Source organism: Streptomyces sp. RFCAC02 (assembly GCF_004193175.1).
Classification (GTDB): domain Bacteria; phylum Actinomycetota; class Actinomycetes; order Streptomycetales; family Streptomycetaceae; genus Streptomyces.
In genome coordinates, this window is sequence record NZ_SAUH01000001.1 from 4,625,046 (window position 1) to 4,642,848 (window position 17,803).

Annotated in this window: 13 protein-coding genes; 10 read left to right on the forward strand and 3 right to left on the reverse strand. The window is 74.6% G+C overall.

From position 1 onward, the window contains the following. The first annotated feature begins 27 nt into the window (after positions 1-27). The 9 genes from EMA09_RS21540 (at position 28) to EMA09_RS21580 (ending at position 13,435) form a co-directional block, all read left to right on the forward strand. Positions 28-1,071, forward strand: a complete 1,044-nt coding sequence (locus EMA09_RS21540) for a methionine synthase (protein WP_129842629.1) — start codon at positions 28-30, stop codon at positions 1,069-1,071. A gap of 52 nt (positions 1,072-1,123) precedes the next feature. Then, the gene (gene ligA / locus EMA09_RS21545) at positions 1,124-3,310 is read left to right on the forward strand and encodes an NAD-dependent DNA ligase LigA (protein ID WP_129842630.1); all 2,187 of its coding nucleotides are present in this window, start codon (positions 1,124-1,126) and stop codon (positions 3,308-3,310) included. A 181-nt stretch (positions 3,311-3,491) separates the two neighbouring features. Continuing rightward, complete coding sequence (locus EMA09_RS21550; protein ID WP_129842631.1) at positions 3,492-5,591, forward strand: bifunctional diguanylate cyclase/phosphodiesterase; 2,100 nt, start codon at positions 3,492-3,494, stop codon at positions 5,589-5,591. 105 nt (positions 5,592-5,696) lie between these two features. Continuing rightward, a complete protein-coding gene (gene gatC / locus EMA09_RS21555; protein ID WP_129842632.1) occupies positions 5,697-5,993 on the forward strand; it encodes an Asp-tRNA(Asn)/Glu-tRNA(Gln) amidotransferase subunit GatC in 297 nt (98 codons plus the stop codon). A gap of 2 nt (positions 5,994-5,995) precedes the next feature. Next, the gene (gene gatA, locus EMA09_RS21560) at positions 5,996-7,501 is read left to right on the forward strand and encodes an Asp-tRNA(Asn)/Glu-tRNA(Gln) amidotransferase subunit GatA (protein WP_168220778.1); all 1,506 of its coding nucleotides are present in this window, start codon (positions 5,996-5,998) and stop codon (positions 7,499-7,501) included. Next, entirely contained in the window at positions 7,498-7,728 is a 231-nt protein-coding gene (locus tag EMA09_RS21565) for a hypothetical protein (protein ID WP_129842633.1), read from the forward strand. The genes gatA and EMA09_RS21565 overlap by 4 nt, the downstream gene beginning before the upstream one ends. A 2-nt stretch (positions 7,729-7,730) precedes the next feature. Continuing rightward, entirely contained in the window at positions 7,731-9,248 is a 1,518-nt protein-coding gene (gene gatB / locus EMA09_RS21570; protein WP_129842634.1) for an Asp-tRNA(Asn)/Glu-tRNA(Gln) amidotransferase subunit GatB, read from the forward strand. 892 nt (positions 9,249-10,140) lie between these two features. Further along, complete coding sequence (locus tag EMA09_RS21575) at positions 10,141-10,362, forward strand: hypothetical protein (protein ID WP_129842635.1); 222 nt, start codon at positions 10,141-10,143, stop codon at positions 10,360-10,362. Between the two features lie 55 nt (positions 10,363-10,417). Further along, a complete protein-coding gene (locus tag EMA09_RS21580) occupies positions 10,418-13,435 on the forward strand; it encodes a helix-turn-helix transcriptional regulator (protein WP_129842636.1) in 3,018 nt (1,005 codons plus the stop codon). Positions 13,436-13,669: 234 nt separating this feature from the next. Here the strand turns inward: EMA09_RS21580 and EMA09_RS21585 are convergent, their stop codons facing one another. The 3 genes from EMA09_RS21585 to EMA09_RS21595 form a co-directional block, all read right to left on the reverse strand. Then, positions 13,670-14,317, reverse strand: coding sequence for a dihydrofolate reductase family protein (locus EMA09_RS21585; RefSeq protein ID WP_129842637.1), 648 nt, complete (start codon positions 14,315-14,317; stop codon positions 13,670-13,672). Between the two features lie 107 nt (positions 14,318-14,424). Continuing rightward, positions 14,425-15,645, reverse strand: a complete 1,221-nt coding sequence (locus EMA09_RS21590; RefSeq protein ID WP_129842638.1) for a PQQ-dependent sugar dehydrogenase — start codon at positions 15,643-15,645, stop codon at positions 14,425-14,427. Between the two features lie 68 nt (positions 15,646-15,713). Then, complete coding sequence (locus EMA09_RS21595; RefSeq protein WP_129842639.1) at positions 15,714-16,736, reverse strand: aldo/keto reductase; 1,023 nt, start codon at positions 16,734-16,736, stop codon at positions 15,714-15,716. Between the two features lie 72 nt (positions 16,737-16,808). Here EMA09_RS21595 and EMA09_RS21600 point away from each other — a divergent pair, with 72 nt between their 5' ends. Continuing rightward, positions 16,809-17,765: a 2-hydroxyacid dehydrogenase gene (locus EMA09_RS21600; RefSeq protein ID WP_129842640.1), complete on the forward strand. Its 957-nt coding sequence runs from the start codon at positions 16,809-16,811 to the stop codon at positions 17,763-17,765. Positions 17,766-17,803 lie beyond the last annotated feature (38 nt).

Consider the following 17,803-nt stretch of genomic DNA (forward strand, 5'->3'; position numbering starts at 1 on the left):
CGCCCGGCGGTGACCTACGTTGTCCCCGTGACCGACACGACGACCAACGACACAGCAGCCGACAAGCGCCCCTGGGGTCCCGCCGCCGCCACGGGCGTCGGCTCCCTGCCCGGCGAGGACGCCAGGGAGGCGGCACGGATCGTCACCGGGTCCCTGGAGACCCTGATGTTCCTGCCGGAACTGCCCGCCCGCGGCCCGGGCGCCGACATGATCGGGCGGACCACGGGCCTCCTCACCGAGCTGTACGCGCACGTCGAACCGAGCGGCTGGCGCGTCAGCGACCGGCCGGGCCGCGACACCCGGCGGGCCACCGGCTGGCTGCGCGAGGACCTGGACGCCATCGAGGAGTTCACGCAGGGCTTCACCGGCGTCCTCAAGGTGGCGGCCACCGGACCCTGGACGCTCGCCACGGCCCTGGAACGCCGCAACGGCGAGGCGATGCTCGGCGACCACGGCGCCTGCCGCGACCTGGCCGCCTCCCTCACCGAGGGACTCGCCGCGCACCTCGCCGACGTGCGGCGGCGCGTGCCGGGCGCCCGGATCGCCCTCCAGCTCGACGAGCCGTCGCTGACCGCCGTCCTGACCGGCCGCGTCCCCACCGCCAGCGGCTACCGCACGTACCGCGCCGTGGACCGCGCGGTGGTGGAGGAGACGCTGCGGGGCGTGCTGGGCGCGGCCGGGGACGACCCGGTGATCGTGCACAGTTGCGCGCCGGGCGTCCCGTTCGCCCTGCTGCGGCGCGCGGGCGCGGCGGCCGTCTCCTTCGACCTGGGGCTGCTCACCGAGCGTGACTACGACGCGGTCGGGGAGGCGGTGGAAGCCGGTATCGGCCTGTTCGCCGGAGTCGTGCCCGCCGTCGGCACCGAGCCCCGGGAATTGTCGGACCCGGCCGGTACTGTCAGTGGAGTCAGATCGCTCTGGCGCAGGCTGGGGCTGTCACCGGGCACGCTCGCGGCGTCCGTGACGGTCACCCCGGCCTGCGGGCTCGCGGGTGCCTCCCCGGCGTACGCGCGAGCCGCGCTGACGCACTGCGTCCGGGCGGCACGATCCCTCGCGGACGACCCTGAGTGACGGGAGACGAGAAGTGGTGGCTGGGACACGGTCCGGTGCGGCGGAGTCCTCCGTGCCCGCCGAGGCGCGCGAGCGGCACGCGCGCCTCGCCGAGCAGGTCGAGGAGCACCGTTTCCGCTACTACGTGCGGACCCCGGTGATCAGCGACGCCGAGTTCGACGCGCTGATGCGGGAGTTGCAGGCCCTGGAGGAGGAGCACCCCGAGCTGCGCACCCCCGACTCGCCGACGCAGGCCGTCGCCGGGCACTACGAGACGGAGTTCACCTCCGTCGAGCACCGCGAGCGCATGCTGTCCCTCGACAACGCCTTCGACGACGAGGAGCTGGGCGCCTGGGCGGACCGCGTCGCCGATGAGCTGTCCGGCATCCCCTACCACTACCTGTGCGAGCTGAAGGTGGACGGCCTCGCCGTCAACCTCACCTACGAGCACGGCCGGCTCACCCGCGCGGCGACCCGCGGCGACGGCAGGACCGGCGAGGACATCACGCCCAACGTCCGCACCATCGAGGAGGTGCCCGACCGCCTCACCGGCGACGACGTGCCGGACCTCGTGGAGATCCGGGGCGAGGTGTTCTTCGCGATGGAGCGCTTCGAGGAGCTGAACGCGCGGCTCGTCGAGGCGGGCGAGAAGCCGTTCGCCAACCCGAGGAACGCCGCCGCCGGCTCGCTGCGGCAGAAGGACCCCAAGGTGACGGCGGGCCGGGCGCTCCAGATGGTCGTGCACGGCATCGGCGCCCACGAGGGGCTGTCCGTCGATCGCCTGTCCCGCTCCTACGAGCTGCTGAAGTCCTGGGGCCTGCCGACCGCGCGCGCCGCGAAGGTCGTGGACACGCTGGCCGGCGTCCGCGAGTTCATCGCGTACTACGGCGAGCACCGGCACGCCGTCGAGCACGAGATCGACGGCGTCGTCGTCAAGGTGGACGAGATCCGGCTCCAGGGCCGCCTCGGCAGTACGTCGCGCGCGCCGCGCTGGGCCATCGCCTGGAAGTACCCCCCGGAGGAGGTCAACACCAGGCTGCTCGACATCCGCGTCGGGGTCGGCCGCACGGGCCGGGTCACGCCGTACGCGGTCGTGGAGCCGGTCACGGTGGCGGGCTCCGAGGTCGAGTTCGCCACGCTGCACAACCAGGAGGTCGTCAAGGCGAAGGGCGTCCTCATCGGCGACACGGTCGCGCTGCGCAAGGCGGGGGACGTCATCCCGGAGATCCTCGGCCCGGTCGCGGACCTGCGGGACGGCACCGAGCGCGCCTTCGTGATGCCGGAGGAGTGCCCCGAGTGCGGGCACCGCCTCCAGCCCATGAAGGAGGGGGACATCGACCTGCGCTGCCCCAACGCCCGGTCGTGCCCGGCCCAGTTGCGGGAGCGGATCTTCTACCTGGCGAGCCGTCGCTGCCTCGACATCGACCACTTCGGGTACGTCGCAGCCACGGCCCTCACCCAGCCGCTGGCGCCGGCCGAGGCCCCGCTGAAGGACGAGGGGCGCCTCTTCGAGCTGACCGTCGACGAGCTGCTGCCCATCAGGTCCTATGTCCTCGACCCGGACACGGGTCTGCCGAAGCGCGACCCGGAGACGGGCGAGCCGAAGATCGTCAGCTTCTTCGCGAACCAGCGCGGCGAGCCGAAGAAGAACGCCCTCGCGATGCTGGAGAGCATCGAGGCGGCGAAGACCCGGCCGCTGGCGGCGTTCATCACCGGTCTGTCCATCCGGCACGTCGGGCCGGTCGCGGCGCGCGCCCTGGCCCGCGAGTTCGGCTCGATCGACCGCATCGCCGAGGCGAGCGAGGAGGAGCTGGCGGCCGTCGAGGGAGTCGGGCCGACCATCGCCGCGTCCCTGACGGCGTGGTTCACCGTGGACTGGCACCGCGCCATCGTGGAGCGCTGGCGCGCGGCGGGCGTCCGGCTCGCCGAGGAGCGCGGCGAGGACACCGGCCCGCGGCCCCTCGCCGGCCTCACCACGGTCGTCACCGGCACCCTGGGCAGCCACACCCGGGACGCCGCGAAGGATGCCCTGCAGAACCTCGGCGCGAAGGTGACCGGTTCTGTTTCGAAGAAGACCGATTTCGTCATCGTGGGGGAGAGCCCCGGGTCCAAGTACGACAAGGCGGTGCAGCTGAAGGTGCCCGTGCTGGACGAGGCGGGCTTCGCCGTCCTGCTCGCCGAGGGACCCGACGCCGCCCGCGCCGCGGCCCTCCCCACGGAGGAGCAGGCGGCCCCGGCCGACGGCGCGTCAGAGAGCTGACGCCGCAGGCCCGTCGGGACCACGGCGCACCCCGGCGCGTCGGCATATACCAGAGGCACGCGCCGGAGCGCCATGCTTTCGGCAACAGACCGGGTTGACCGGCGCCCCGGGCGCTCCGCCCCCTAATCTGGGGCGGAGCGCCCGCCGCGGACGCGGGGGCACGGCCGTGAGAGGGACCCCAATGCACACAGCAGCCGACGGGAGAAGGACCTCGCCGCACGTCCACACCCGGTGGTCCCGCACCGCCGGCACGGCCGTCCTCGCCGCCGCCGGCATCGCCCTGCTCATCGGCGTCTGCCGGCTGCTCGGCGGCGGCCACGCCCTCTTCCCCGGCGACCGGCCCGGCTGGGGCTTCGCCGTCCTCACCGGCGTCATCGTCGCGCACCTCGTGGCACTGGGCGGCGACAGCTGGTGGGGCGGCGGCTCCGGCTCGGGCGCCGCCCTCGCCCTCGCCATGCTCCTCCTGTACGGCTGGGTCCCGGCCATGCTGGTCAGCCTCGCCGTCGTCACCCTCGCCGGCATCGCCCGCCGCGAGAGCCGCCTCATAGCCGTCCGCCACGGTGCCATCGACATACTGGGCGTCGGCGGCGCCGCCCTCACCCTCGCGGCCTGGGGCACAAGACCCACCGTCGAACATCCCTGGCAGCCCGGCGAGTGGCAGGCCGCCACCTTCCCGCAGCTCCTGCTCGGCGCCTGCGCCTACCTCGTCATCACCCGCCTCCTGCTGTGGCTGGTCAGCCCCCCGCCCGGCGGGCTCCCCTCCCTGGCCTTCGGCGCCCTCGCCAAGCAGGGGCTGGTCGCGATAGCCCTCCTGTGCACGGCGCCCCTGATGGCCGTCGTCGCCGACCAGGCGCCCGTCCTCCTGCCGCTGTTCGCCGTCCCCCTGATCGCCCTCGACTCCACCTTCTGGATGGCCCGCGCCCGCACCGAGGACCAGCTCAGCGACCCCCTCACCGGCCTGCCGAACCGCCAGTGGCTCCTGGAGCGCGCCGGCACCGCCCTGGAGGACGCCGAGCGCACCGGTGACCGCGCCGCCCTCGTCCTCATCGACCTCGACAGCTTCCGCGCCGTCAACGACACCCTCGGCCACCTCGCCGGCGACCGCCTCCTGCTGAGCATCGCCGGCCGCATCCAGCGCTCCCTGCCGCCCGGCGCGGAGGCCGCCCGGCTCGGCGGCGACGAGTTCGCCGTCCTGCTGCCCCGCGTCGCCTCCGCCACCAGCGCCCAGCACGTCGCCCGCACCCTCGTCGGAACCCTCGGCGCCCCCCTCGACCTCGACGGCCTCACCATCGTCGTGGAGGCCAGCGCCGGCGTCGCCGTCTACCCCGAGCACGCCCCCGAGGCGGAAGGGCTGCTGCGCCGCGCCGACGTGGCCATGTACGACGCGAAGGCCGACCGCACCGGCGTCGAGGTCTACGACGCCAGCCGCGACGGCAACACCCCCGACCGTCTCGCCCTCCTCGGCGACCTGCGCGGCGCCCTCGACGCGGGCGAGGTCGATCTCCACTACCAGCCCAAGGTCGGTTTCGACGGCCGTGTCACCGGCCTTGAAGCCCTCGTCCGCTGGCAGCACCCGGATCGGGGCCGCGTACCGCCCGACGAGTTCATCACCATCGCCGAGGCGTCCGGCCTCATGCCCCGCCTCACGGAGTACGTCCTCGACACGGCCCTGTGCCAGGCCGCGCGCTGGCGGTCCGCCGGGCTGACCGTGCCGGTCGCCGTGAACGTGTCCCCCCGCGACGTCAACACCCCCGGCTTCGCCGGCGCCGTCGCCGCCCGCCTCGCCCACCACGGCGTGCCGCCCGCCGCGCTCCAGCTCGAAATCACCGAGCACGCCATGCTGGAGGACCCCGAGCAGGCCGCCGACACTCTCGCCGGGCTCACCGGGCACGGCGTCCGCGTCTCCCTGGACGACTTCGGCACCGGCTACTCCTCCCTCGTCCACCTGCGGCGGCTGCCGGTGAGCGAGCTGAAGATCGACCGGTCGTTCGTGGCCCGCCTCACCTCCGACCCCGAGGACGCCGAGATCGTCCGCCACACGCTGGAGCTGGCCCACGCCCTCGGGCTCGTCGTGGTCGCCGAGGGCGTCGAGGACGACGGGACGTGGGAGCGGCTGCGCGACCTCGGCTGCGACGCCGTCCAGGGCTGGCTGGTCGCCGCCGCGATGCCCGCCGACGAGGCCACCGCCTGGCTCCGCGCCCGCGACGGCGCCCCGGCCGTCCCCGCGCAGGCCCGGGCGGGGGGCCGCCCCACGGGGCGGAGCCTGCCGGCGGGCGCCTGACCGCCCCCCGTACCGGCCCCCGGGGAATCCGTGCGCGGCCCGTCGCGGCACCGCCATAGGATTGGCGGCGGAAACCCAGCCCGCGACGAGCAAGAGGATCGCCACATGCCTGGCATCACGCGCGAGGAGGTCGCCCACCTCGCCCGGCTGGCGCGTCTGGAGCTGACCGACGAAGAACTCGCACACTTCGCAGGACAGCTCGACGACATCATCGGCGCGGTCGCCCGCGTCGCCGATGTCGCCGACCAGGACGTGCCGCCGACCTCCCACCCGCTGCCCCTCACGAATGTGATGCGTGAGGACCGCGTCCGCCCCAGCCTGCCCGCCGGGCAGGCCCTCGCCGGCGCCCCGGCGCAGGAGCAGGGACGCTTCAAGGTGCCGCAGATCCTGGGGGAGGAGTGACCGTGAGCGATGTGACGTCCGACCTGACCCGCCTCACCGCGGCCGGCCTGTCCGAGCGGCTCGCCGACGGCTCGGTGAGCGCCGTCGAGGCCACCGAGGCCCACCTGTCCCGCATCGAGGCCGTGGACGAGAAGGTCCACGCCTTCCTGCACGTCGACCGCGACGGCGCCCTCGCGCAGGCCCGCGCCGTGGACGAGCGCCGCGCCGCCGGTGACAAGCTCGGCCCGCTCGCCGGTGTCCCCCTGGCCCTGAAGGACATCTTCACGACCGAGGGCGTGCCCACCACCGTCGGCTCGAAGATCCTGGACGGCTGGCTGCCCCCGTACGACGCGACCGTCACCCGGCGCCTCAAGGACGCCGGGGTCGTCATCCTCGGCAAGACCAACATGGACGAGTTCGCCATGGGCTCGTCCACGGAGAACAGCGCCTACGGCCCCACCGGCAACCCGTGGGACCTCACCCGCATCCCCGGCGGCTCGGGCGGCGGCTCGGCGGCGGCGCTGGCGTCGTTCCAGGCCCCACTGGCCATCGGCACCGACACCGGCGGCTCCATCCGGCAGCCCGCGGCCGTCACCGGCACGGTCGGTGTGAAGCCGACGTACGGCGGCGTCTCGCGCTACGGCATGGTCGCGTTCTCCTCCTCCCTGGACCAGGGCGGTCCGTGCGCCCGTACCGTCCTGGACGCGGCGCTGCTGCACGAGGTGATGGCCGGCCACGACCCGCTCGACTCCACGTCCGTCGACGCCCCGGTGCCGGCGGTCGTGGCGGCGGCGCGCAGCGGGTCGGTCGAGGGGCTGCGCGTCGGCGTGGTCCGTGAGTTCCGCGGTGAGGGCTTCCAGGCGGGGGTGCTCCAGCGGTTCGACGAGTCGGTCGAGCTGCTGCGCGGCCTCGGGGCCGAGGTCGTGGAGCTGTCCTGCCCGTCGTTCGACAAGGCGCTCGCCGCGTACTACCTGATCGCGCCGTCCGAGTGCTCGTCGAACCTGGCCCGCTTCGACGGCCTGCGCTACGGCCTCCGCACGGGCGACGACGGCACGAGGTCGGCCGAGGAGGTCACCTCCCTCACCCGCCAGGCCGGCTTCGGCCCCGAGGTGAAGCGCCGCATCATGCTCGGCACCTACGCCCTGTCGTCCGGCTACTACGACGCCTACTACGGCAGCGCGCAGAAGGTCCGCACCCTCGTCGCCCGTGACTTCGAGGCGGCGTTCGGCCGGGTCGACGTCATCGTCTCGCCGACGACCCCCACCACCGCGTTCCCCATCGGCGAGCGGGTGGACGACCCGATGGCCATGTATCTGGCGGATCTGTGCACCATTCCCGTGAATCTCGCGGGTAACAGTGCCATGTCCCTGCCCTGCGGTCTGGCACCGGAGGACGGTCTGCCCGTCGGGCTGCAGATCATCGCGCCCGCCATGGCGGACGACCGCCTCTACCGCGTCGGAGCCGCGGTCGAGGCCGCGTACCAGGCACGCTGGGGGCACCCGATCCTGGAGGAGGCACCCGCGCTATGAGCAAGCGGAAGCAGAAGTCGAAGTCCAGCACCTACCTGTCCATCGGCACCACTCTGTTCGGCGCGATCAGCGTCGTGCGGCAGCTTCGTGAGGCGCGGGTCGAGCAGGACAGGCTGCGGCTGGCCGACGCGGTCGTGTCCGCAGCCGCCATCGTCACCGGCGTCGCGCTGCTGGCCCGCGACATCCGCCGCATGAACCACGACGCGCAAGCATCATCCGAGAGGTAACCGTGACCGTCACCGACCTGGTGTCGTACGAGGACGCGCTCGCGTCCTACGACCCCGTCATGGGCCTCGAGGTCCATGTGGAACTTGGCACCGCGACGAAGATGTTCTGCGGCTGCTCCACCGCGCTCGGCGCCGAGCCGAACACGCAGACCTGCCCCACGTGCCTCGGCCTGCCCGGCTCCCTGCCCGTGGTCAACGCCACGGGCGTCGAGTCGGCGATCCGCATCGGGCTCGCCCTGAACTGCGAGATCGCCGAGTGGTGCCGGTTCGCCCGGAAGAACTACTTCTATCCGGACATGCCGAAGAACTTCCAGACCTCCCAGTACGACGAGCCCATCGCGTTCGACGGGTACCTCGACGTGCAGCTGGAGGACGGGGAGGTCTTCCGGGTCGGCATCGAGCGCGCCCACATGGAGGAGGACACCGGCAAGTCCACGCACATCGGCGGTGCGACGGGCCGTATCCACGGCGCGTCGCACTCCCTGCTGGACTACAACCGCGCCGGCATCCCGCTGATCGAGATCGTCACCAAGCCGATCACGGGCGCCGGGGAGCGCGCGCCGGAGATCGCGCGGGCGTACGTGGCCGAGCTGCGCGAGGTCATCAGGGCGCTCGGCGTGTCCGAGGCCCGCATGGAGATGGGCCAGCTCCGCTGCGACGTGAACCTGTCGCTGCGGCCGCTGGGCCGGGAGGCGTTCGGCACCCGCAGTGAGACGAAGAATGTCAACTCGCTGCGCAGCGTCGAGCGGGCCGTGCGGTTCGAGATCCAGCGGCACGCGGCGGTGCTGGGCGACGGCGGTGTCATCGTCCAGGAGACGCGGCACTTCCACGAGGAGAACGGCACCACGACCTCGGGCCGTGTGAAGGAGGAGGCGGAGGACTACCGCTACTTCCCCGAGCCCGACCTGGTGCCGGTCGCCCCGTCCCGGGCGTGGGTCGAGGAGTTGCGCGCCGGTCTGCCGGAGCTGCCGCTCGTCCGCCGCAACCGGCTGCGCGAGGAGTGGGGCATCTCGGCGCACGAGATGCAGTCCGCGCTGAACGCGGGCGCCGTCGACCTGATCGTCGCCACCACGGAGGCCGGTGCCGACGCCGCGGCGGCCCGCAAGTGGTGGCTGGGCGAGCTGGCCCGCCGGGCGAACGAGCAGGCGGTCGAGCTGTCCGCGCTGCCGATCACGCCGGAGCAGGTCGCGCGGATCGCGGCGCTGGTCGCCGAGGGCGCGCTCAACGACAAGCTGGCCCGCCAGGTCATCGACGGCGTGCTCGCGGGCGAGGGCGGCCCGGACGACGTGGTCGAGAAGCGCGGCCTGCGGATCGTCTCGGACGAGGGCGCGCTGGGCGCGGCCGTGGACGAGGCCATCGCGGGCAACCCGGCCATCGCCGACAAGGTGCGCGGCGGCAAGGTCGCGGCGGCGGGCGCGCTGGTCGGCGCGGTCATGAAGGCCACCCGGGGCCAGGCCGACGCGGGCCGGGCACGGGAGCTGATCCTTGAGCGCCTGGCGCCGGAGTCCACCGACGCCTGAGCCCCGCAGCGGTTCTGACGAGCGCCCCCCACCGGCCCGGTGGGGGGCGCTCGTCATGTGCCCGCACGGCTGCGTGCCGGGGCGGGGGTGCATCGTTCTACGACCGCTCCCGACGGGCGCGGTCATACCGGCCCCGCAGCCGCTGTGCATCGTTGTACCGGGCCGGCCTCCGGCCACGAGTGGCTGGCGGCGGGACGGCGCTTCCGTGTCCCGGGGCGGTGGGGCACCGTCGCGCGGCGGACCCGGCCCGTGCATCGTTCTACCGCGGCCTCGGGCGGGTTCGGACGCGGTCACCGCAAGGCGGAGTTGTAGGCGCCCCGCGGTCGTTGTGCATCGTTGTACCGGCTCGGTGGTGGTGCGTTCGGGGAGTCGGGTCCCGGCAGGTGCATCGTTGTACGGGCGGCTTGGGAGTCTTCCCCGGTGGGCGGGCGGTTCCGCTGGCTGTGGTTCCGTTCCGTGGATCGTTCTACCGCGGCCTCGGACGGGTTCGGACGCGGTCACCGCAAGGCGGAGCTGTGGGCGCCCCGCGGTCGTTGTGCATCGTTGTACCGGCTCGGTGGTGGTGCGTTCGGGGAGTCGGGTCCCGGCAGGTGCATCGTTGTACGGGTGGCTTGGGTGTCTTCCCCGGTGGGCGGGCGGTTCCGCTGGCTGTGGTTCCGTTCCGTGGATCGTTCTACCGCCGCTCGGGCGGCGGGTCGGACGCCCATGACGCGGTCGTGGTGCATCGTTCTACGCCGGTCGGCGCGCGGCTGAGGCGGAGACCGCGGGCATCTGAGGTACCTGTGGTGAGCCGGTATGCGGCGGCTTCCCGATGTGGCGGCGGCACCTCGGACGGGAGTCTGGTGGACGTCGGGGAACGACCCCGGCACCGGACAGCCCAGGAGGCGCCGCCATGCACACCGACCCGATCCTCGTCCGCGCCCGGCTCGACGCGTTCCTCGCCGAGGCCGAGCGCGAGCGGCTCGTGTCCGCCGTCGTCCGCGCCCGCCGTGACCGGCGCCGCGCCCTCCGCCGCGCCGCGCGCGAGCGCACCGGCACGGGAAGCCGGACACCGCTCGGCCGGGCTCTGCTGGAGCTGACCCGGCTCGTCCCGCGCAGGCAGCCCGGTGCCTGACGGCCGCGATGCCGGTCCGGTGCCGTTGTCGGACGGGTGTGCGATGCTGCGCGACATGGAGAGCAGGACGGTCAGCCCAGTGTTCATCGGACGCGGCCCCGAGCGGGCCGCGCTCGCCGACGTGCTCGCGCGGGCCGACGCGGGCCGGCCGCAGGCGGTCCTCGTCGGCGGCGAGGCGGGCGTCGGGAAGACCCGTCTGCTGGAGGAGTTCCTCGCGGACGCCCGGCGGGCCGGCGCCACGACGGCGCTTGGCGCCTGTGTCGAGGCCGGGGCGGACGGGCTGCCGTTCGCGCCCGTCGCAACCCTCCTCCGCTTCCTCAACCGCGCCCTCGGCGCGGAGCTGAGCCGGGCCACGGCCGGATCCGGCGGGGAGCTGGCCCGCCTCCTCCCCGAACTCGCGGTGCCGGGCGAGGCGGTGCCCGCGATCCCCGCCACCGGCGAACAGGAGGCCCGCACCCGCCTGTTCGATCTCATCGCCGGCCTCCTGGAGTCCCTCGCGCAGGACCGCCTCATCGTCCTCGCCATCGAGGACCTGCACTGGTCGGACCGCTCCACCCGCGAGCTGATCGGCTACCTCGTCCGCTCCCTGCGGCAGGGGCGGCTCCTCCTGGCCATGACCTACCGCTCCGACGACCTGCACCGCCGCCACCCCCTGCGCCCGTTCCTCGCCGAACTCGACCGGCTGCCGACCGTGCGCCGCGTCGATCTCGCGCGCTTCACCCGCGACGAGGTCCGCGGCCAGCTCGCCGCCATCCGCGGCGCCGAACCGACCCGCGAGCAGCTCGACCAGGTGTTCCGCCGCTCCGAGGGCAACGCCTTCTTCGTCGAGGAGCTGGCCACCGCGCCGGACCACGCGCCGGGCGCGCTCAGCGAATCGGTCCGCGACCTGCTGCTGCTGCGGGTCGAGGGGCTGCCGGCGGCGGCGCGCCGCGTCGTCGCCGTCGCCGCGGCGGGCGGCTCGCGCGTCGAGCACGGCCTGCTGCGGGCCGTCACCGGCCTCACCGACGACGAGCTGATCGAGGCCCTGCGCGCCGCCGTCGGCGCCCATGTCCTGCGCGCGGGCCACGACGAGACGTACACCTTCCGGCACGCGCTGCTGCGCGAGGCCGTCGACGACGATCTCCTCCCGGGCGAGCGCACCCGTCTCAGCCGCAGGTTCGCGGAGGCGCTCGAAGCCGATCCCTCCCTCGTGCACCCGGACGAGCTGGTCGCCCGCCGCGCCGTCTACTGGTACTGCGCCAAGGACCCCGCCCGCGCCCTCCCCGCCGTGCTCGACGCGGCGCGCGGCGCGCACCTGCGCTACGCGTACGCGGAGCAGCTCGGCCTGCTGACCCGCGCGCTGGAGCTGTGGGACGACGCGCCGCCGCAGACGCGCCGGGACCTGACGTTCGCCGAGGAGGCCGAGGCGTACCCGCTGTGCCAGTGTCCGAACGACGACCTGGCGTTCCTCGACCTGCTGGCGGAGACCGTCCTCACCGCACGCAACGCGGGCGAACCGGAGCGCGGCCTGCCCGTCGTCCGTACGGCCCTTCGCGTGCTCGACGGTCTCGCGCGCCCGCATCCGCTCCGGGCCGCGTGGTTCCTCTCCGAGCAGTCCAAGCTCCTGCGGAACTCGGGGCGCGGCACGGGTGCCGACGAGCTGGCCGCCGCGCAGGAGCTGCTGACCGGCATGCCGCCGACCCGGGTGCACGCCAAGGTGCTCGCCGAGTCCGCCGGGTGGTGCTCGGTGTTCGACGCTCGGCCGGAGAACGTGGCCGTCGCCGAGCGTGCCGTCGCGCTGGCCCGCGAGGTCGGCGACCGGGAGCTGGAGCTGGGGGCACGGCTGTGCCTCGGTGGCCTGCTCACGCAGAGCGGCCGGGGCGACGAGGGGCTTCCCCTCTTCCTCGCGGTCATCGCGGACGCGACGCGGGAGGGCGTCGTGAACCTCTACTCCCGTACCCACCTGAACTACCAGTCCAACCTGGAGTCGGTGGGCCGCTCGCAGGACGCGCTGGCCGTGACGGAGGAGGGGCTGAGCCTGGTCCGCCGGCACGGCCTGGGCGACGGCAGGGCGTGGCTGCTGGGCAACCATTCCGACTCCCTGTTCTCGCTCGGCCGGTGGGCGGAGGCGGAGACGGCCGCGGACGAGTCGCGCTGCGCCGCCCGCACACCGGTGAGCACGGCGCTCGCCGCGCAGCGTCTCGCGCGGATCGCGCTCGCCCGGGGCGATGTCGACACGGCGCGCGCCCTGGTGGGGGAGATGCAGAAGCAGCACAACGCGTACGGCTGGGCGCCCCAGTACGCGCACCCGCTTCTCCAGTTCCGGATCGAACTGGCCGCCGCCGACGGCCTGGTCCTGGACGCCCGGTCGATCCTGGCCGCCGCGTACGCCGACCTCGGCGCGACCGGGTCCGGGAGCCACAGCTGGCCGCTGGTGGCCGCGGCGGCCGTGACGGAGTCGCAGTTCCTCGGTGTGCCGGTGGCCGCCCCCGGGCGTGCGGAGGCGATCGCCCTGGTCCGCGCCTTCGCGGCCGCCCTGCGGTGCGACTACCCGGTGTGGCAGGCGTACGCGGCCCTGGTCGAGGCGGAGCTGCTCCGGGCCGAGGGCCGGGCGTCGGCCGCCGACTGGGCCGCCGTCGCCGCCGCCTTCGACGGCCTGACGCGGCCCTGGGAGGCGGCCCGTGTCGCCGCGCGGTGGGGGGAGGCCCTGCTCGCGGAGGGGGACCGGGAGGGCGCGGCGCCGCTGCTCGCGGAGGCGTTCGGCGCGGCGCGCGAGCTGGGTGCCGCGCCGCTCGTGGCCGAGCTGGAGCGGCTGGCCCACCGGGCACGGCTGCCCGTGGCGCCGGAGCCCTCCGCCCCGCGCCGGGAGCCGGCGGGGCTCACGCCCAGGGAGCGGGAGGTCCTGACGCTGGTGGCGGCCGGCCGCAGCAACCGGCAGATAGCCGAGGAGCTGTTCATCTCGCCGAAGACGGCGAGTGTCCACGTGTCCAACATCCTGGCGAAGCTGGAGGTGTCGGGCCGGGGGGAGGCGGCGGCGGTGGCGCACCGCCTCGGCCTCGTCGCGACGGCGGAGCCGATCGTCCCGGTCCACTGACGTGCCGCGCCGCACACCGCGTCCGACGTCCTGAGTCCGGTGACCCGGCGGACGACCCCCCGGTGCGCCGGGGGAGTTCGACGACGGGCACGGCCCGGCCGCCGCACCGCGCGTCTCCGCCGGGGACGGGCGATGCGGCAGCGAGGGCGGCGCGTTCGGCGAGTTCCTCGCCTGCGGCCCGGGCGCCGTGATCGCCTCGGCGACGTCGGGGAGACCGGCCGCCCGGGGGCCGGGTCACCTCCGCCAGAACAGGTGGTGCGTCACGCCGCTCGGGCTGGGCACGACCTCCAGGTGGAACCGGTCGAGCAGTTCGTCGGGGGACTCCCACAGCCGCAGCCCCGACCCGAGCTCCACCGGCGAGACCGCAACGTGCAGTGTGTCCACGAGGTCCGCGTCGAGGAACTCCCGGACGGTGGTGACCCCGCCGCCGAGCCGGACGTCCTTGCCTCCGGCGGCCTCCCGCGCCCGCGCCAGGACCGACTCCGGATCGCCGCCGACGAAGTGGAACGTCGTGTCGGAGAGCGTGAACGAAGGACGCTCGTGGTGCGTCATGACGAACACCGGGGTGTGGAACGGCGGTTCGTCGCCCCACCAGCCGCGCCACTCGTGGTCCTTCCAGGGGCCGCGGTGGGGGGAGAACTTGTTGCGGCCCATGATCTCGGCGCCGATGTTGTGCGTGAAGTCCCGAGTGAAGTAGTCGTCGAGGCCCCGGCTCCCCCCGGAGTCGGTGCGCCCGGGCCAGCTCGCCGTGGCTCCGGCCCAGGACAGCAGCTTCCCCGGATCCACGGCGTGGCCGAACGGATTCTCGAGACTCTGGCCCTCACCCGCGCCGATCCCGTCACGCGAAACGCTGAAGTTCTGGACCCTCAACAGCTGGGGCACTTGTTCCTCCTGTGGTGTCGGCAACGGTGGGAGGACTCGCCCGGCGGCGGAAACTCATCGCCGCCACCCCGCACCGTCGTCACCGCGCGGCCGGCCACCGGCCGGTCCTACGTCACGCGGAGCCGCAGGATCCGGTCGTCGCCGTCCTCCGGAGTGCCCCGGCTGTCCGTCTCGTTCGTGACCAGCAGGAGTTCGTCGTCACCCACCGGCACGACGGTCCGCAGCCGGCCGAACTCGCCCACGAGGAACGCCGCCGGATCCGCCACCGGTCCGCTGCCGTCGAGCGGCACCCGCCACAGCCGCTCGCCGCGCAGGCCCGCCACCCACAGCGAGCCGCCCTGGAACGCCAGACCGCTCGGTGACGCCTCCGCCGGCGGCCACTGCTCGACCGGGTCCACACGGCCGTCGTCCGCGCCGCCGCGTCCCTCGTGGTCCGGCCAGCCGTGATCGCCGCCCGGCTCGACGAGGTTCAGCTCGTCCCAGGTGTCGTCGCCCAGTTCGGTGGCCCACAGCCGGCCGGCGGAGTCCCAGGCGAGGCCCTGCACGTTGCGGTGGCCGGACGAGTAGACGTGGCTGTCCGGATCGGGGTTGTCGGCCGGCGGTTCCCCCGTGGCGGGGTCGATGCGCAGGATCTTGCCCGCCAGGGAGTCCGGGTCCTGGGACAGCCGGCCGGTGTTGTCCGTGTCGCCGGTCGATGCGTAGAGCATCCCGTCCGGGCCGAACGCCAGGGCACCGCCGTCATGGATGATCTCGCCCCGGGGGATGCCCGTGAGCACCTCGTCCACCTGTGTCAGCCGCTCCCCGGACGGCGCGGACGGGTCGTGCGCGAGGGCGACGACACGGTTGTCCTCCGCCGTGGTGACGTACGCGTACAGCAGCCCGGAGTCCGCGAAGTCGGGGGCGAGCGCCAGGCCGAGAAGGCCGCCCTCGCCCTCGCCGTCCGCCACGTCCGGGACCGTGCCGGCCAGGGTCGTCGTGCCCGTGCCGACCGCGACGTGCCGCACCTCCCCGCTGTCCCGCGCCCCCACCAGCAGATCGCCGTCGGGAAGGACGACCAGGCCCCACGGCGAGTCGAGCCCGCTCGCCACCGTCTCGACCACGTCGGCCGATCCCTCGGCGGGCGCGGCCTCGGAAGTCCCCCGGGGCGTCTCGCCCTCCCCGCCGGGCGGTTCGGGCTCCGCGGACCCCGACGGTCCACCGGGCGACGCCGACGCGCTGCCGCCGCCCCCGTCACCGTCGTCCGACGAACAGCCGGCGAGCAGCAGGGCCAGCGCCATGACGGCGGCCCCCGCGGCCGGTGCCTTCCCGTTCACGGTGCCACGGCGCATCGTCTCCACCTCCGGTGTGCGCGCTACCCCGCCGGGCGCCCCCGCAATCCGGTCGTGCGCCGGCGCGGTCACTCCCAGGACGCGCGGGCGGCCGGCAGCGCGCCGATCTCCGCCAGGTCCCGCGCCGTCAGGTCGAGGTCGGCGGCCGCCGCGTTCTCCACCGCCCAGCGGGCCTTCTTCGTGCCGGGGACCGGGACGAGATGGCGTCCCCGCGCGAGCAGCCACGCCAGCGCCACCTGCGCCGGCGTGCTCCCGGGGTGCCGCGCGGCGACCCGGCGCAGCCCCGCCACCACCGGCTGGTTCGCCGCCATCATCTCCGCCGTGAACCGCGGGTGGCGCGCGCGCAGGTCGTCCGGCTCGAAACCGCCGCCCGGCACCAGCGTGCCGGTCAGGAAGCCGCTGCCCAGCGGCATCGCGGCGAGGAACCCGATGCCCCGCGCGTCGCACCACGGCACGAGACCGGCCAGCGCGCCGGGCGCCCACACCGACAGTTCGGCCTGCACCGCGCTCACCGGGAACACCTGCTGCACGCGCGTCAGCAGCCGGAGTGTCCCCGCGTACGGCGCCCCGTCGTCGCCGCCCCCACCGCCCCGGCGCGCACGCGGGTCCCGCCCGCCGTCGTCCAGGGCGCACACGCCCAGCGCGCGCACCTTGCCCGCACGCACCAGGTCCGCCATCGCGCCCCACGTCTCCTCGACCGGCACCTCGGGGTCCACGCGATGGAGCTGGTAGAGGTCGATCACATCGGTCCCGAGCCGCCGCAGCGACGCGTCGCACGCCCGCCGGACGTACGCGGGCCGGCCGTTCGCCACCATGTGCTGCTCGCCCACCAGCAGCCCGCACTTCGTCGCGACGACGACCTCGTCCCGCCGCCGGCGCAGCACCCGGCCGAGCAGCAGCTCGTTCGTGAACGGCCCGTACATGTCGGCCGTGTCCAGCAGCGAGCACCCCGCGTCCAGCGCGGCGCCGATCGCGCGCAGCGACGCCTCCCTGTCCCGTTCGGACGCCGAGTAGCCCCAGCTCATCGGCATGCAGCCGAGACCTATGGCGCCCACCCGCAGGGACGACGCCCCCAACGTCCTGTACCGCACCTGAACGCCGTTCCTTCCGCTGCCTCCGCCCCGCCGGGCAGCCCGTCGCACCCCCGGTCATAGCCTGGCGGCATGACCACACCGGAAGTCTGGCTGCCCTTCCCGCCCGCCGAGCTGGGACCCCTGCCCGAGCGGCTCGCCTACCACCACTGGGACGGGACCGGCGAGTTCCCCGCGGACCCGGCCCGCTGCGCGTTCTACGTGGTCCCGTACCTGATGGGACAGGAAGTCGCCCTCCGGCCGCTGCCCGCGATGACGGGGGTGCGCGTCGTCCAGACGCTCACCGCAGGGATCGACCATATGTTGCCCGGCCTCGACCTCCTGCCCCCGGGGGCACACCTGTGCAACGCGGGTCCCCTCCACAACACCAGCACCGCCGAACTCGCCCTCGCCCTCACCCTCGCCGCCCTGCGCGACATCCCCGGCGCCGTCCGCGCCCAGGACGAGGGCCGCTGGGAGCAGTCGTTCCACACCTCGCTCGCCGACCGCACGGTCCTCATCGTCGGGTACGGCGGGATCGGTGCCGCGATCGAGGACCGGCTGCTGCCGTTCGAGCCGGCCGAGGTGCTGCGCGTCGCCGGCCGCGCCAGGACGGTCGCCCGCGGCCCCGTCCACGCCACCGCCGACCTGCCGGGCCTGCTCCCGGCCGCCGACGTGGTGATCCTCGCCACGCCGCTCACCGACAGCACCCGGGGCATGGTGGACGCCGCCTTCCTGGCGCGCATGCGGGACGGCGCGCTTCTGGTGAACGTGGGCCGCGGGCCGGTCGTGGACACGGCGGCCCTGTTCGCCGAGACCACGCGGGGCCGCCTGCGCGCCGCCCTCGACGTCACCGACCCGGAGCCGCTGCCCGCCGACCATCCGCTGTGGCGCGCGCCGGGCGTCCTCATCACACCCCATGTCGGCGGCCCCAGCACGGCGTTCCGGCCGCGCGCGGAGCGCGTCCTGCGCGACCAGCTGGAACGGTTCGCCGCCGGCGAGCCCCTGCGGTACGTCATGGTCACGGCGCCCGGGACCGCCGCGGACTGACCCCGGCGCACCGCCCCACCGCGCCGCGTACGCCCGTC

Excerpts from the sequence above, each read along its gene's own strand:
- EMA09_RS21550 (WP_129842631.1), top strand. The coding sequence starts at position 3,492 with ATGCACACAGCAGCCGACGGGAGAAGGACCTCGCCGCACGTCCACACC.
- gatC (WP_129842632.1), top strand. The coding sequence starts at position 5,697 with ATGCCTGGCATCACGCGCGAGGAGGTCGCCCACCTCGCCCGGCTGGCG.
- EMA09_RS21565 (WP_129842633.1), top strand. The coding sequence starts at position 7,498 with ATGAGCAAGCGGAAGCAGAAGTCGAAGTCCAGCACCTACCTGTCCATC.
- EMA09_RS21575 (WP_129842635.1), top strand. The coding sequence starts at position 10,141 with ATGCACACCGACCCGATCCTCGTCCGCGCCCGGCTCGACGCGTTCCTC.
- EMA09_RS21580 (WP_129842636.1), top strand. The coding sequence starts at position 10,418 with ATGGAGAGCAGGACGGTCAGCCCAGTGTTCATCGGACGCGGCCCCGAG.
- EMA09_RS21590 (WP_129842638.1), bottom strand. The coding sequence starts at position 15,645 with ATGCGCCGTGGCACCGTGAACGGGAAGGCACCGGCCGCGGGGGCCGCC.
- EMA09_RS21600 (WP_129842640.1), top strand. The coding sequence starts at position 16,809 with ATGACCACACCGGAAGTCTGGCTGCCCTTCCCGCCCGCCGAGCTGGGA.